The organism is Clostridium hydrogeniformans DSM 21757, from assembly GCF_000686705.1.
In the GTDB taxonomy this organism is placed as follows: Bacteria; Bacillota; Clostridia; order Clostridiales; family Clostridiaceae; genus Clostridium_Z; species Clostridium_Z hydrogeniformans.
In genome coordinates this window covers 1-16,341 of the sequence record NZ_KK366004.1, presented here as the reverse complement: position 1 = coordinate 16,341, position 16,341 = coordinate 1, and the positions used below count along the sequence as shown (strand labels likewise).

Annotated in this window: 10 protein-coding genes, 2 tRNA genes and 1 riboswitch; of the genes, 1 reads left to right on the top strand and 11 read right to left on the bottom strand. The window is 30.4% G+C overall.

Annotated elements, in window-relative coordinates:
- Positions 1-158: 158 nt before the first annotated feature.
- The 7 genes from BR69_RS0113250 to recD2 all read right to left on the bottom strand — a co-directional run bounded on the left by BR69_RS0113250 (position 159) and on the right by recD2 (position 11,538).
- Positions 159-2,318: a Tex family protein gene (locus BR69_RS0113250; protein ID WP_027633600.1), complete on the bottom strand. Its 2,160-nt coding sequence runs from the start codon at positions 2,316-2,318 to the stop codon at positions 159-161.
- A 372-nt stretch (positions 2,319-2,690) separates the two neighbouring features.
- Positions 2,691-3,801 (bottom strand): peptide chain release factor 2 gene (prfB, locus tag BR69_RS0113245; protein WP_207640774.1). Its coding sequence is split into 2 segments (ribosomal slippage): positions 2,691-3,734 and positions 3,736-3,801, totalling 1,110 coding nucleotides; the frame shifts between segments, so codons are not numbered across the junction.
- A 112-nt stretch (positions 3,802-3,913) separates the two neighbouring features.
- Complete coding sequence (secA, locus tag BR69_RS0113235) at positions 3,914-6,418, bottom strand: preprotein translocase subunit SecA (RefSeq protein ID WP_027633598.1); 2,505 nt, start codon at positions 6,416-6,418, stop codon at positions 3,914-3,916.
- A 152-nt stretch (positions 6,419-6,570) separates the two neighbouring features.
- Positions 6,571-7,098 carry a ribosome hibernation-promoting factor, HPF/YfiA family gene (gene hpf, locus BR69_RS0113230; RefSeq protein WP_027633597.1) on the bottom strand — a complete coding sequence of 176 codons (528 nt, stop codon included), beginning with the start codon at positions 7,096-7,098 and terminating at the stop codon, positions 6,571-6,573.
- Positions 7,099-7,615: 517 nt separating this feature from the next.
- Complete coding sequence (locus BR69_RS0113225; protein WP_150112279.1) at positions 7,616-8,254, bottom strand: ComF family protein; 639 nt, start codon at positions 8,252-8,254, stop codon at positions 7,616-7,618.
- Between the two features lie 17 nt (positions 8,255-8,271).
- Complete coding sequence (locus tag BR69_RS0113220; protein ID WP_027633595.1) at positions 8,272-9,291, bottom strand: hypothetical protein; 1,020 nt, start codon at positions 9,289-9,291, stop codon at positions 8,272-8,274.
- Between the two features lie 18 nt (positions 9,292-9,309).
- Positions 9,310-11,538 carry an SF1B family DNA helicase RecD2 gene (gene recD2, locus BR69_RS0113215; protein WP_027633594.1) on the bottom strand — a complete coding sequence of 743 codons (2,229 nt, stop codon included), beginning with the start codon at positions 11,536-11,538 and terminating at the stop codon, positions 9,310-9,312.
- A 443-nt stretch (positions 11,539-11,981) separates the two neighbouring features.
- On the opposite strand from recD2, the gene nagA reads away from it, so the two are divergent.
- Complete coding sequence (gene nagA, locus BR69_RS0113210) at positions 11,982-13,118, top strand: N-acetylglucosamine-6-phosphate deacetylase (RefSeq protein WP_027633593.1); 1,137 nt, start codon at positions 11,982-11,984, stop codon at positions 13,116-13,118.
- A gap of 278 nt (positions 13,119-13,396) precedes the next feature.
- Here the strand turns inward: nagA and metK are convergent, their stop codons facing one another.
- From metK to BR69_RS0113185, 4 genes are all read right to left on the bottom strand, one after another.
- Positions 13,397-14,572: a methionine adenosyltransferase gene (gene metK / locus BR69_RS0113205; protein WP_027633592.1), complete on the bottom strand. Its 1,176-nt coding sequence runs from the start codon at positions 14,570-14,572 to the stop codon at positions 13,397-13,399.
- Positions 14,573-14,719: 147 nt separating this feature from the next.
- Positions 14,720-14,820, bottom strand: a riboswitch (SAM riboswitch).
- A 371-nt stretch (positions 14,821-15,191) separates the two neighbouring features.
- On the bottom strand, positions 15,192-15,695 hold the full coding sequence (locus BR69_RS20550) for a transglycosylase SLT domain-containing protein (protein ID WP_051623619.1): 504 nt from the start codon (positions 15,693-15,695) through the stop codon (positions 15,192-15,194).
- Positions 15,696-16,155: 460 nt separating this feature from the next.
- A tRNA-Tyr gene (locus tag BR69_RS0113190) sits at positions 16,156-16,240 on the bottom strand.
- 6 nt (positions 16,241-16,246) lie between these two features.
- Positions 16,247-16,322, bottom strand: a tRNA-Thr gene (locus BR69_RS0113185).
- Between the last annotated feature and the right edge of the window lie 19 nt (positions 16,323-16,341).

Here is a 16,341-nt window from a genome sequence, read left to right as displayed (position 1 = left end):
ATAACAATACCTTTGAATAAATTTTTAGAATATTTTTATGAAGAGACTTTCCCCCTTAATATCCAAAAATTAAATATAGATATAAAAGAGGGAAAGTCTTGTAATTTCTTCACTTCTAATGAATATATATGATTTTTATCTATGACTTAAGTCTTATCTTATCCTTCTTTCTTCATGGATAAAGCAATTCTTTTTCTCTTTTCATCAACTTCTAAAATCCTAACTTCTACTACATCTGATACCTTAACCACATCTAAAGGATGTTTTACAAACCTATCAGCCATTTGGCTTTTATGAACTAAGCCATCTTGATGTACTCCAATGTCTACAAAAGCACCAAAGTCTGATACATTTCTAACAGTACCCATTAAAATCATGCCAGGTTTTAACTGGGTTATATCTACAACTCCTGTTTTTAATATAGGCTTTGGAAGATCTTCTCTTGGATCTCTTCCTGGCTTATTAAGTTCCTTTATTATATCTTTTAATGTAAGTTCTCCTACCTCAAGTTCTTTAGCTAAAGCTTGGATTCCTAGATCACTTACTTTTTCTTCTATATCTTTTATATTTCTATTTCTTAAATCCTCATCAGTATAAGAAAGCTTCTCCATAAGACTCTTAGCTACCTTATAAGACTCCGGATGAACAGATGTATTATCTAAGGTCTCATTACTTTCAAGGACTCTTAAAAATCCTGCACACTGCTCATAAGCCTTATTTCCAAGTCTCTTTACCTTTAGAAGTTCCTTTCTACTTTTAAACTTTCCATTTTCTTCTCTATATTCAACTATATTTTTAGCTATTGTACTATTGACTCCTGCAATATAACTTAAAAGAGATGGTGTTGCTACATTAAGATCTACTCCTACATTGTTAACACAATCTTCTACTATACCCTTTAAGGATTCATCCAATCTTTTCGGAGTTACATCATGCTGATATTGACCAACTCCTATGGACTTTGGATCTATTTTTACAAGCTCTGCCAAAGGATCTTGAAGTCTTCTACCTATTGATATGGCTCCTCTTACAGTAACATCTAAGTCTGGATACTCTTTAGCTGCAAGCTCAGATGCAGAGTAAACTGAAGCTCCTGCCTCAGAAACTATAACATAGTATATCTCCTTATTTTCTTCCTTAAGCTCTTTTATAAGTTTTGATATAACCTCTTCTGATTCCCTACTAGCTGTTCCATTTCCTAGGGATATGACTTCTATATTGTATTTATTAATAAAATCCTTTAATACTCTTATAGTTCCCTTTACATCATTCCTAGGTTCTGTTGGAAATACAGTAGTTTTATCTAAGAACTTACCTGTATCATCTAAAATGGCTACCTTACATCCTGTCCTAAATCCAGGGTCAAATCCCATTACTACCTTTCCCTTTATTGGAGATTGCATAAGTAGAGCCTTTAAGTTAGCTTTAAATATATCTATTGCTCCTTCTTCTCCCTTATCTGTAAGTTCACTTCTTATTTCTCTCTCTATAGATGGATAGATTAGTCTCTTTAAAGAATCCTTAATACTTTCTTCTATAAATTTGTCGCTTTCCTTATTTCCCTTTAAATTTCTATTATTCAGGTAAGTTATTATTCTATCTTCATTACAAGTTATTTTAACAGATAATATTTTTTCCTTTTCTCCCCTATTTATAGCAAGAATTCTATGGGATGGAATAAGTCTTACTGGTTCTTTATATTCATAGTACATTTCATAAGGAGTTCTTTCCTCTGAACTTCCCTTAGTTTCAACAAGTCCCTCTTTCCATAAGAATTCTCTTATCCACTTTCTAAAATCAGCATTATCTGAAATTATTTCACTTATTATATCCATGGCTCCCTTAAGAGCATCTTCCTCAGATTTGACGTCTTTCTCTTCACTTATATACTTTGCAGCCTCTCCCCTTACATCTTCCTTAAATTCTCCTGAAAGTATAAGTTCCGCTAATGGTTTTAATCCTTTTTCCTCAGCTATTATTGCTCTAGTTCTCTTCTTTGGTTTGAAGGGTCTATATATATCTTCAACCTCTGATTGGGTTTCACTATTTTCTATTTTTAATCTTAAGTCATCAGTAAGTTTTCCTTGTTCTTCAATAAGCCTTATAACATCTAATTTTCTCTCTTCTAAATTCCTAAGATAAACAAGTCTTTCATAAAATTTTCTTAAAATATCATCACTTAAATCCCCAGTTTGCTCTTTTCTATACCTAGCTATAAAGGGTACTGTATTTCCATCATCTAAAAGTTTTATTACATTTTCTCCTTGGCTCTTTTTAATCTCAAGTTCCTTACATAAAATATCTAAAATTTTGTTCATAACTTCCTCCTTCTAGTAAGTAAATGTTCTTCTTTTATTAAGTGCTATGTAAAATTTCTCTATGAGCAGCTAATAAAAAACCATCTACTTACAATTATATCCAATATATTAGGATTTAAATATACTTTTTATATTAAAAATGGCATAGAAAAACTAAAGACCTTTTTTCATATATATAATTTTTATATTAGTAACTTTAAAAACATATTATATCTATGCATTTTTAAAACTCTGTAAGTATCTAGCTACTATTTTTAATATGCTTTAACTTACAAAATTAAGGGTGCATTATTTGCACCCTTAATAATCTATTCCCTATTAATTTTTTAAAATCCTTTATTTTATAAAAATTTATTTTAATATTACCACTATCTAAGTGTTATTATCACTACTAAGATAAGCATTTATAAATAAGTCTATATCTCCATCCATAACCCCTTGAACATTACTATTTTCAGTATTTGTTCTATGATCCTTAACTAAAGAATATGGATGAAATACATAAGATCTTATTTGACTTCCCCATCCTATATCTTTAAGCTCTCCTGTAAGATCTTCAACTTTTTCCTTGTGAGCTCTTTCCTTAAGTTCTATAAGTTTTGCCTTAAGCATTTTCATAGCTACATCTCTATTATTATGCTGACTTCTTTCATTCTGACAGGCTACTACTATACCTGTTGGTATATGAGTTATTCTAACAGCAGATTCAGTTTTATTAACATGCTGTCCTCCTGCTCCTCCTGCCCTAAAAGTATCAAGTTTCAAGTCTGCTGGGTTTATCTCTATATCCTGATCCTCTGTAAGCTCTGGAAGAACCTCCATTGAAGCAAAGGAAGTTTGTCTTTTTCCATTTGCATTAAAGGGAGATATTCTTACTAACCTATGTATTCCCTTTTCAGCCTTAAGATATCCATAAGCAAATTCCCCAGTTACCTTTATGGTTACTCCTTTTATACCAGCTTCATCTCCTGGTAAATAATCTAAGGTTTCTAGCCTAAATCCTCTTCCCTCACACCATCTTGTATACATCCTAAGAAGCATCTCTGTCCAATCTTGGGCATCTGTACCCCCAACTCCTGCATGAAGATTTAATATGGCATTATTTCTATCATAATCACCTGAAAGAAGAATTTCTATTCTATAACTTTCTACCTCTTTTTTAAGCATATTAATTTCTTTTATAATTTCCCTAATGGAAGCTTCATCGTTTTCTTCAATAGCCATATCTCCAAGTATTTCTACATCTTCTATCCTCTCTTCTAAGGACTTAAATAAATTTAATTTATCTTTTAATTTTTTAGATTCCTTAGTTACATCCCCTGCTTTTTTTATATCATCCCAAAAACCAGGCTGTTCCATGGCCTTATCTAATTCGTCAACTTTCCTCTTTAAACTAGCTGGGTCAAAGAGAGTTCCTCATTTCCTCTATTTTTTCCTTTAATGGCTGAATCTCGTTTAAAGCTTCTTGAAGTTTTAATATCACTGTAATCACCTCTATTATATATTATGTTCCATAAAAATATTTTAATCTTACTTAATAATAATAGTATAAAAAAGGATTTGCAACTTTTGTTGCAAATCCTTGATTTTTACTATTAAACTCCACGTCCACAACAGTTCTTATATTTTACTCCACTACCACAAGTACATGGATCATTTCTTCCTATCTTATTATCATTTTTAACAGGAACTCTCTTACCTTGTGAATCTATGTTTGTAGCTGTTTCCTTAACTACTCTTTCTCTTTCTGGAGCTCTTTCGCTTTGAACATGCATTAAGAACTTAACAGTATCTACCTTTATGTTGAATATCATCTCATCAAACATATTACTTCCTTCAAACTGATATGCTTGAGTTGGATCTTGTTGCTTATAAGCTCTAAGACCTATACCTTGCTTTAAGTGATCCATATTATCTATGTGATCCATCCACTTAGTATCAACAATTCTCAGAAGTATAACTCTTTCGATTTCTCTCATTTGTTCTTCACCGAAAGATTTTTCTTTTTCTTCATATAAATCAAAAGCTATATCTTCATATTTATCTATTATCTCTTCATTAGATAATTTCTCTAGCTCCTCTACCTTAACCATTTTATGAGGTACAAATATATCTTCCATATAGTTTACAAGATTCTTTAACTCCTCAGTAAAGGTATCCTCACTTCCAGATATATGAGTTTTAACTCCTGCTTCTATTGTCTCTTCTATCATAAGAGATATTTGCTCTTTAAGATTTTCACCGGATAAAACTTGAGATCTTTGAGCATATATTATTTCTCTTTGCTTATTCATTACATCATCATATCCAAGTAAGGTTTTTCTTATATCGAAGTTATTACCTTCTACCTTCTTTTGAGCATTTTCTATAGCTTTTGTAACCATGTTACTTTCTATAGCCTCATCCTCTTCAAGCCCAAGCTTATCAACAAGGGATTGAAGCTTTTCTGATCCAAATATTCTCATTAGATCATCTTCAAGGGATAGATAGAATCTTGATGCTCCTGGATCTCCTTGACGACCAGAACGTCCTCTAAGCTGGTTATCTATTCTTCTAGATTCATGTCTTTCAGTTCCTATTATTTTTAATCCACCAACTTCTGTTACACCTTCTCCAAGCTTTATATCAGTACCACGACCCGCCATATTAGTAGCTATAGTCACCATGCCCTTTTCTCCTGCATGGGATATTATGTCCGCTTCTTGTTCATGATACTTAGCATTTAGGACCTGATGAGGCACTCCTTTTTTCTTAAGCATGGCAGATAATAGCTCAGAGTTTTCTATAGATACAGTACCTACAAGAACTGGTTGCCCTTTCTTATAAGACTCTTCTATTTCTTTAATTATTGCCTTATATTTACCATTTTCAGTTTTGTATATAACATCAGATTGATCTTCTCTTGCTATAGCTCTATGAGTTGGTACAACTATAACATCAAGACCATAAATTTCTCTAAATTCTACTTCCTCTGTTAGGGCTGTACCTGTCATACCTGATAATTTATTATACATTCTAAAATAGTTCTGGAATGTTATAGTTGCAAGGGTCTTAGATTCTTTTTCTACCTTAACCCCTTCTTTTGCTTCTATAGCTTGGTGAAGACCATCTGAATATCTTCTACCTTCCATTATTCTTCCTGTAAACTCATCAACTATTACAACTTCACCACTTTTAACTACATAATCCTTATCTATCTTCATTTGATAATTTGCCTTTAAGGCTTGAGTAACATGGTGTTGTATCTCCATATTTTCAGCATCTGCATAGTTTTCTAAGTGGAAATACTTCTCTGCTTTTTTTATACCTTCTTCTGTCAACATAACAGATTTTGCTTTTTCATCTACAGTATAATCTGTTTCTCCTTTAAGAGTTTTTACAAAGAAGTCTGCTATCTTATAAAATTCTGTAGACTTATCTCCCTCACCTGATATTATAAGAGGAGTTCTAGCCTCATCTATAAGTATAGAGTCAACTTCGTCAACTATGGAGAAGTTAAGGTCTCTTTGAACCCTTTCTTCCTTATATATAACCATATTGTCTCTTAAGTAATCAAATCCAAACTCATTGTTAGTTCCGTAGGTTATATCTGAATTATAAGCTGCTCTTCTCTCTTCATTATTTAATTCATGAACTATTACCCCTGTCTTAAGTCCTAAGAATTCATATATCTGTCCCATCCATTCCTTATCTCTTTTTGCAAGATAGTCATTTACTGTAACTATATGTACTCCTTTTTCACTTAGGGCATTTAAGTAAGCAGGAAGAGTTGCAACTAAAGTTTTACCTTCTCCTGTCTTCATTTCAGATATTCTTCCTTGGTGAAGGACAACTCCACCTATAAGTTGTTCTCTATAATGTCTCATTCCAAGAACTCTACCTGATGCTTCTCTAACAACCGCAAAAGCTTCTGCCAATACATCATCTAAAGTCTCACCATTATTTAGTCTATTTTTAAACTCAAGAGTTTTACCTTTTAATTCTTCATCACTTAACTGCTTTATTGACTCTTCTAAGGAATCTATTTTATCTACTAAAGGTAAAATTCTTTTTACTTCTCTTTCACTATATGAACCAAATATTTTATTAAATATTCCCATTACATTCATCCTCACACTTCTATGTTATGTTATTTATAAATTATACCATTTAACTTATTATAATTTCAACATATATAATAAATACATAACAAAACTTAAAGAGCTACTTTTTTCCAAGCAGCTCTTTTTATTATATCTTATTTATATTTTCCTTATACTTCTGGTTCTATTAAACCATAATTTCCATCTTTTCTTCTATATATTACATTTACTTCTCCATCCTCTGAGTTTTCATATACAAAGAAGTTATGTCCTAAAAGTTCCATTTGAAGTATTGCTTCATCTGTAGACATTGGCTTCATTGTAAACCTCTTAGTTTTCACTATTTGTGGTTCTTCATCCTTATCACTCTCAAACTCAGGTATAAATTGGAATCTTAATGAATCTCCGCCATTTCTTCTTTGAAGCTTTGTTTTTTGTTTTCTTATTTGTCTTTCTAACTTATCAATTACCAAATCAATTGAAGCATACATATCTTCTGTGGCTTCCTCACCTCTTAATAATATACCATTGAAAGGTATTGTCACTTCTACTATTTGTCTGCTTTTTTGAACACTTAATGTTACATTTGCATTTACATTAGGGTTGAAATATTTATCTAGCTTTGATAGCTTTTTATCCACCGCATCCTTAAGTCCTTGTGTCAAATCAATATTTTTAGCAACTATTCTTACTTTCATAAACTCCAGCCCCTCTCTTTATGTTAGAAATACTTTATACTACTTTATTTATTATGTTCTTCTTTTGTTACTTTTATTTTAATCTAAATATGTAAATTTTACAAAATTCAAATTCATTGTGGTAGAAACCTTTATTCTAATTAAAATAACTATTCTTATATTATTCTAATTCTTCTGAAGATTTTCCCATCACTAAGGTCTTTGATAATTATTCTCTTTTATGATATTATAGAATATGAAGGGCAAAAAAGACTTTGGATATATCCAAAGTCTTTTTATTTTAAATAAATTATATATCTTACTTAGTAAAGCTAGTTGACCTGGTCTTTGACCCCACACTCGCCTGCTGGAGCTTTTGCTACCCGGAATTAACCTCTCACTACTAACACTCTCACTTTGTGGCAGGACTTACTTCTAAGCCGCACCATGATCATTAAACCTTTTGTTTAACTTACGTGGATCGTTTTGCCTGCGACTGGCATCGACTTTCAACCACAAACCTAGCTTTACATTACTATTATATACTAGATTTAGCTACAGTCAATACCCAAATGTAGTTGTCGCAATCTTCAATTAATGGCATGCTACAATTATATATAGTTGCTCCTGTTGTAATGACATCATCTATTAACAATATATTCTTACCTTTAATTTTTTTCCTATAAAGGTTGTTAACAGAAAAAGCACTGCTCAGATTAGCTAATCTTTCTTCCCTTGTTAATATCTTCTGCTCATTTACACTTCTATTAATATATAATATATCTAAAACTTCCTTATTAAAATACTCTCCTATTATCCTACTTAAAAATACACTTTGATTAAATCCTCTTTTTTTAAACTTTTCCTTAGATATAGGCACTGGTATAATATAATGAAAATCTATAGATTGATCATTTATTGAATTTATCATAAATTTAGCCAAGGCTTCTCCTGCACTAAAATCTTTCTTAGACTTTAGTCTTAATATTAAATCCTTTGCATAATTATTATAATACATACATGAATAAACCCTTATCCTATGATTTCCTAAAAACTCATAAGATGGTTCTTTATTTAATGTAAGCTTTTTACTGCATGGATCACATAAGTATCCATTTTCTAAAGATTCTTTACATATACAACAATGATTACATTCATCATATATTAAGCTAAGCATACATTTTTTAAAATATACTAGGTATTTAAATATCCATTTTCCCATGCTACTTTATTAAGGTTTCTTGATATATCCTTAGCTATATCCATATCCTTACTTATAGTATTAGCTAAAAATATAACTTCACTTCCCTTAATTCCATTAGTCACCCCTGTCTTGCCACATATAAATATGAGCTTTTTATAATCTAAAGATATATGATCTGCGAAATAGACCACTATATTAAGATTATTGACATAAGATGGTATATTATACATATTACTTGTTATAGCTATGGTAGATATATCTTTTATTTTTACCCTTGTCAAAAGTTTTTTTCTATCCTCATCAAGATCAAGAACAAAATTACCTATATTATCATCTAAAGATTTCAAATACTCTAATATACATTGCTTCTTCTCCTCATCAGGAGTATATATTACAACATTACTATTAGATGTTATAAACCACTTTAAATAATCATACATAACATAAGGCATATCTTTGTTAATATCTACTCTTGTACTTATTATTCTTGGCTCTACAAAAGGAACATTTATTTTTTTTATTGGATACTCTAATATCTCCCCATATTCTAAGACCTTTTCTATGGAGTAAACTATATACTTTACTGAAGTTTTACATTGTAAAAGTTTTATTATATCCTCTTTAGAATATGGGGAGTAAGAACTAATATCATCATATATTATAAGGTCAAACTCTTCCTCTAAATCATAGGCATTTATATGATTTGAAAATATTAATCTTTTATCATAAGTAGATCCTACCTTATTTCTATAATAACAATATTCTTTAAAATTAGTCTTCTTTTTTATTTCCTTTAAAAAGCTAATTTCCCCTTCACTTTCATTGGTTATATATAAAACCTTACCCTTATTATAAATAATATTTAATACACACTCTAAAAATATACTTGTTCTATTATAGGGCATAGAAAATATATTTAAAAGAGATTCATTATTTTTACCCATACACCATTTATATATTTTACTGCCTATGTCACCACTGTTATCCATAGCAGTTTTAAGTAAGGACATTTAAATCCCCCTTTTCTTTTATAAATTAAATATATCATTATTTAAAATATCTTTAACTCTCCATTGAAGAGCAGAATATCTATCAAAATTTCGGTCATTATCTGTCATAAACTTTAATGCTTTTACTGACCCTGCTAAAACCACCATAGCCTTAGCTCTTGTTACTCCTGTATACAAAAGATTTCTATTCATTAAAAGAGGCGGACCCATAAATATAGGCATAACCACCACTGGAAATTCACTTCCTTGACTTTTGTGAATAGTTATAGCATAGGCAAGATCTAATTCATCAAGATATATATTATCATACACTACTTTTCTTTCTTCATCAAAAATAACAGTTACTGTTCTATCTTCTAGGCTTATGTCTTCAATAAAGCCCATATCTCCATTAAAGACTCCATCCCCTTCCTTTTCTCCTTCACCTCTTATTCTCTTCCACTTAAGAGAGTAGTTGTTTTTGGTTTGCATAACCTTATCTCCAACCCTAAAAATATTATCTCTATATTCTCTCTCTTTTTTTTGTTTAGATTTTGGGTTTAGTACTTCTTGAAGCCTTACATTAAGATTTTCTACTCCAAGAACCCCCTTTTTCATTGGCGATAATATTTGTATATGTTTAAGCTTATTCCAGTCTTTATTAAACTTAGGTAGCCTTGTATTTATAAGTTCTATTATTGTATTTAGGACCGTATCTCCTCTTTCATCCTGCATAAAATAAAAATCCTTATCCTTCTTGTTTAATATTGGCATCTCTCCATTATTTATCTTATGAGCATTTACAACTATCATGCTCTCTTCTGCCTGCCTAAATATTTCTTTTAACCTTACTACTTTTATGCTTTCACATTCTATAAGATCACGAAGCACATTACCTGGTCCTACAGATGGAAGCTGATCCACATCTCCAACTATTATTATCCTAGTTCCTTGAGATACAGCCTTTAATAAATTTGACATAAGTGATATATCTATCATTGAGGCCTCATCTATTATAATCACATCACATTGTAATGGTGAATCCTCATCCTTTGAAAAGACATCATCATCTTCTTCTGATACCCCCATCTCAAGAAGTCTATGAATGGTTCTTGCTTCCCTACCTGTAGATTCACTCATTCTTTTTGCTGCTCTTCCTGTAGGTGCTCCCATAAGTACCTTTAATCCAATTCTCTCAAAAATTCCAAGGATACAATTTATTATAGTGGTTTTTCCAGTTCCTGGCCCACCAGTTATAATTTCTACCCCATTTTCTATGGAACCTTTTATTGCATCTCTTTGAGAAACTGCAAACTTTATTCCATTTGCTCTTTCGAAATCGTCTATTTCCATATCTATATTAATTTTAAGATCATTATATTGATTAGTACAAAAGGCTACTATTTGCTTTGTAACGTTTAGTTCACAATAATAATAGTAAGGAGTAAATATACTTTCCTCACCATCTATATTTTCAATTTTTATTTTATTTTCTATTGCACAATCAAATAGATTTTTTTCTATTATATCCTTTGTTACTACTAATACTTTTGCTGCCTCATCTAAAAGCTTATCCTTTGGCATATATGTATTTCCGAGAGCTGAAAATTCATTTACCACATACTTAACTCCACTTTGTATCCTAAAAGGTGAATCTACCTCTATACCTAGACTCCTTGCTATCTTATCTGCGGTCTTAAAACCTATTCCAGTTATTTCCTCACATAAGCTATAAGGATTTTCCTTAACTACATTTATAGAAGTGCTTCCAAATCTTTTATGAATTTTTATACACTGATTTGTTGTAATTCCATAACTTTGGAGAAATATCATAATGTTTTTTATATCTTTCTGCTTTCCATAAGATTCACAAATAACATCTAGCTTCTTTTCTCCTATACCTTCTATTTCACGAAGTTTATTTATATCATTATCTAATACTTCTAAAGTATCTTCTCCAAATCTCTCAACAATTTTCTTTGCTGTAATTGGTCCAATGCCTAAAATTACTCCAGAAGATAGATACTTCTCTATTCCTTTGATAGTACTTGGGAGAATTTCTTCACATTCCTTAACAGAAAATTGTCTTCCAAACTTTTGATGAACTCCCCATTGTCCTTTAAGTTTTACATTTTGTCCCTCTACAAGATAAGGTATATTCCCAACTATAGTAACGCTGTCTTTTTCCATCTTAAGCTTTGAAACTATATATCCGTTATCTTGGTTTTTAAATATTATCTCATCTATAATACCTTGAATTTCTTCCATATAATCTCTCCGTGTTCTTTTAAATATTCTTTCTATATTATATCATATAAAAACATATGTTTTTATATTTATGGAAAAACTACGTTTACTTGTATTTTAACCATATACTTTTAAAAATAATTTACAAACTTGTTAAGCTCTTATATATTATGTACTCTTATTTTTAAACTTAAAACTTTTTATAGAAAAAGTAAAATTCCTCTTAATATTTTCAAAGGAAAATCTTTATAAAAATCATATTACCTTTATATAAAATATACTTAATTCACATACTATTATTTGTATTACTATTTATAATCCCATTAATATAATCATATAAAGATAATATCATATGGTAATTTTAAAGTTAAGTTATTAATTTATTGATAAATATTCTTATTTACTATTAAATACATTTGACTTTAGTAGTTTTAAAATTTTAAAATATATATGAGGTGATTTGGATGATAATTAAAGACTGTAATATAATTTTTACTGACAAAATTGAAAAAGGAAGTATACTTATTGAGGATGGTAAAATAAAAGAAATAAATCCTAGGATAGAAGAATCTTCTCATATAATAGATGGCTCTTCTCTTTACTTATCCCCTGGATTTATAGATGTACATATTCATGGTGCTGGTGGCCATGATACTATGGATGGTACTTTTGAATCTTTAAACGAAATAGCTAAGGTAATATCCACTCATGGAACAACTTCGTTTCTTCCAACTACTATGACTTGTTCCATAGAAGATATAAAAAAATCTGTAGAAGCCATAGCTTATGCAAAGAAAAATGGTACAGAAGGTGCTAATGTTATAGGAGCTCATTTAGAAGGACCTTTTATAAGTCCTGAGATGATAGGAGCCCAAAATCCAAACTATATACAAAAGCCTTCTGTAAATACTTTTAAAGAAATAGTTAATGATAACATAGATGCTATAACTAGTGTAACTCTTGCTCCTGAACTTGATGGAGCTAAAGAACTCATCTCTTACCTAAAAGAAAATAACATCACCCCATCTATGGGACATACTAAAGCAAAATATACTGAGGCTATAGAAGGAATAAAGTGTGGAGTTTGTCACGCTACCCATCTATTTAATGCAATGACTCCTTTCCATCATAGAGAGCCTGGTGTTGTTGGTGCTATATTTGATACGGATATAACTACTGAAACCATATCTGATGGTATTCACATAAACTACGCTTCCTTAAGAACAGCTTATAAGGTTAAAGGAACCGATAAAGTTCTTCTTGTTACAGATGCTATGATGGCTTGCTGTATGCCAGATGGAAATTACTCTTTAGGGGGTCAAGATGTTATAGTTGAGAATGGTGCTGCTAGACTTAAAAATGGAGCCTTAGCTGGATCTGTTTTAACTCTAGATGCAGCAGTTAAAAATGTGTATAATAACACAAACTATCCACTAAATGAAGTTATAAATATGGCATCTTTAAATGGAGCTAAGCTTTGCAGAGTAGATCATAGAAAAGGCATGATAAAAGAAGGATACGATGCTGACCTTGTTCTATTTGATAAAAATATAAATGTTAAATACACCATAGTTAACGGTAAAGTTGTATATAGTGCTTAACCCTTTACTTGTACTTATATTTAAGTTAAACAAATAATATATAAGTAAATAATAAATTTTACTTATATATAAGAGGAGATGTGTCACAATAAAAAGTGAGACATCTCACTTTTTTGACTTAAAATAAAGAGGAGATTCCAAAGAAACTATTCTTTGACATTCTTCCCCAAATTATAATCCTAATTTTTTGTTATAAGTTATCTTCTTATATAATTTTTTAAAAATATTATGGTTATAATGATAAAATAGCTAGGAATTACTCCTAGCTATTTTTTGTATTACAAAAACTTCTTTATTTCTTCTACTTTATTTAATGCTTCCCATGGAAGATTAACATCAGTTCTTCCAAAATGTCCATAAGCTGCTGTTTGCTTATATATCGGTCTTCTTAAATCTAAATCTCTTATTATAGCTGCTGGTCTTAAATCAAAGACTTTATTAACTATTTCTGATATTTTCTCATCAGAGATTTTTCCTGTTCCAAAGGTTTCCACCATTATAGATACTGGTTTCGCAACTCCTATAGCATAAGCAAGCTCTACTTCTATCTTGTCTGCTACGCCTGCTGCAACTAAGTTTTTAGCTACCCATCTAGCAGCATAAGCTCCTGATCTATCAACCTTTGTTGGATCCTTTCCTGAGAATGCTCCACCACCGTGTCTTCCATATCCACCATAGGTATCAACTATTATCTTTCTTCCTGTAAGACCTGAATCTCCTTGAGGTCCTCCAATAACAAATCTTCCTGTTGGATTTATATAATAGTTAGTATTTTCATCTAAAAGTTCTGCTGGAACTACTGCTTTTATAACATGCTCCATTAAATCTCTTTCAATTTCTTCTCTTGTAACTTCCGGTCCATGTTGAGTTGAAATTACTATAGCATCTATTCTAACTGGCTTTTCATTTTCATACTCTACTGTTACTTGTGTCTTTCCATCTGGTCTTAAATATTCAAGAGTTCCATTTTTTCTAACCTCAGTTAATCTGCTAGATAACTTATGAGCCATAGATATTGGAAGTGGCATAAATTCTTCTGTTTCATTAGTTGCAAAGCCAAACATCATCCCTTGGTCTCCTGCACCTATTGCCTCTATCTTGTCCATCTCTCCTTCTCTTGACTCTAATGCCTCATCAACACCCATAGCTATGTCCCCTGATTGCTCATCTATAGATGTTAATACAGCACAAGTATCACAGTCAAAACCATACTTAGCTCTTACATATCCTATTTCTTGTATTGTATTTCTAACTACTTTTGGAATATCCACATAACAATTAGTAGATATTTCTCCCATAACTAATACCATTCCAGTTGTGACTGCAGTTTCGCAAGCAACCCTTGCATTCGGATCCTTTTCTAATATTGTATCAAGTATTGAGTCTGATATTTGATCACATATTTTATCTGGATGTCCTTCTGTAACTGATTCAGATGTAAATAATCTTCTCATAACTTATTCTCCCTTCTTAATGTTATATAGGTAATCCCATAATAATTAACAATATGGATTGTAATATGTTCATTTCACTTGTCTATTAATCATAATTTTTGCAAATAAAAAATCCCTTCAACAAGAAGAGACTCAAAATCTGATTCTCTCTTATCTCGCAGAAAATTCTGCTGGAATTGGCACCTTTGTGATATACACAGGTTGCCGGGTTTCATTGGGCCCTATCCCTCCACCTCTCTTGATAAGAGTACCTATTAAATTTAAAAGCTATCGTCATAAATTATATCACCATAGTTCTATATCGTCAAGAAATTTATATATTTTTATGATATATATTTATAATATTGACTAATTCCATTATAGTCATATTATTTTAAATTCTTTAATAAATTTTTTATTAACATTTTTATCATCCTTTTAAATAGGTTTTAATCTATTTACTTACAATATCTTTTCTTTCATTACACTGTCAATATATAATTCCTGAAATTTTTTAGCAAAAAAATAAAAGACCTTGTCTAAATAATGTATATATCACTTTAAGACAGATCTTTTATCTATAAACATATGTTTTATTTTTATTAATTTAAAACTTTTCTATTTCCTAAATAATTCTTATCTAAAACAAGAATCCTGGGTGGAAAATTTTATACATTTTACTAGTCTTAATCATAGAGTCTGAAAGTGATTCTGCTGTTTCTTTACTCATAAGTGGGTTCTTTTCACTTACATTTCTCTCTTGCCATTTAAGCATAGTAGATTTTAAATCTTTCTCATTATAGTTTTTTGATAAATAATATGTTCCAATCTTAATATTTGTATCTTTATTAGTTAAGTCTTCTCCCTTAAAATCCTCTATACCTAACTCCTTAGCTAATGGCTCTGCTGCAAAATCTCTTATTTGCATAACTCCTATTTTATCTTCCTTTTTATAAGAAAAATCTTCGTTTCTAAATCCACTTTCTTCCTTTATTATAGCCGCTAGAACATATTTATCTACTTTAAATTCTTCACTATATTTCTTTAATATATCCTTATTCTTTAATGGATATATTAAAAATGCTCCTATGGCATATATCCCTATTAAAGCTACTATTATTCCTGCAAATATTTTTTTCTTCATTTCTATTCTCCCTTTCATAGATAATTTATTAACTACAAAGTAATTTTTAAGTCCTATTTAGGTTAATTCACATAGAGTGTATCTAAGTCTAAAAAGACTTCATACTTCCTTTTAATATTAATAGAGTGTTCCTAGGAATTATTATTCATTTCATAAGTCTATTATATTACTCTAAATTTTTACTATCCACTTATTAACCTTACAATTCCTCTTTCAAACTTACATTATTGTAATAATAAATTTCACTTTAAAATCTATGAAACATTCAGTGTATATAAAATAAACAAGTTAACAATATATACTAAGCCTAAATTTATAGTTATTAATTTAGTTACCATATTAATATTCCAACATCCCCAAAAGGTAATCTTAAAAAACTATATAATAATATTTCTTAATAAATGAAAAATTTATTTTCTTTATAAAAAAATAAAAGCCTCTGTATTTCTACAAAGGCTTTTGGTGGAGGAGGACGGATTCGAACCATCGAAGTCACTGACAACAGATTTACAGTCTGCCCCCTTTGGCCACTCGGGAACTCCTCCATATTCTGGAGCTGACGACAGGAGTTGAACCTGCAACCTGCTGATTACAAGTCAGCTGCTCTGCCAATTGAGCCACGTCAGCATATTTAATTTTATTTTAA

Excerpts from the sequence above, each read along its gene's own strand:
- nagA (WP_027633593.1), top strand. The coding sequence starts at position 11,982 with ATGATAATTAAAGACTGTAATATAATTTTTACTGACAAAATTGAAAAA.
- BR69_RS0113220 (WP_027633595.1), bottom strand. The coding sequence starts at position 9,291 with ATGTCCTTACTTAAAACTGCTATGGATAACAGTGGTGACATAGGCAGT.
- secA (WP_027633598.1), bottom strand. The coding sequence starts at position 6,418 with ATGGGAATATTTAATAAAATATTTGGTTCATATAGTGAAAGAGAAGTA.
- BR69_RS0113225 (WP_150112279.1), bottom strand. The coding sequence starts at position 8,254 with ATGCTTAGCTTAATATATGATGAATGTAATCATTGTTGTATATGTAAA.
- hpf (WP_027633597.1), bottom strand. The coding sequence starts at position 7,098 with ATGAAAGTAAGAATAGTTGCTAAAAATATTGATTTGACACAAGGACTT.
- recD2 (WP_027633594.1), bottom strand. The coding sequence starts at position 11,538 with ATGGAAGAAATTCAAGGTATTATAGATGAGATAATATTTAAAAACCAA.
- metK (WP_027633592.1), bottom strand. The coding sequence starts at position 14,572 with ATGAGAAGATTATTTACATCTGAATCAGTTACAGAAGGACATCCAGAT.
- BR69_RS20550 (WP_051623619.1), bottom strand. The coding sequence starts at position 15,695 with ATGAAGAAAAAAATATTTGCAGGAATAATAGTAGCTTTAATAGGGATA.
- BR69_RS0113250 (WP_027633600.1), bottom strand. The coding sequence starts at position 2,318 with ATGAACAAAATTTTAGATATTTTATGTAAGGAACTTGAGATTAAAAAG.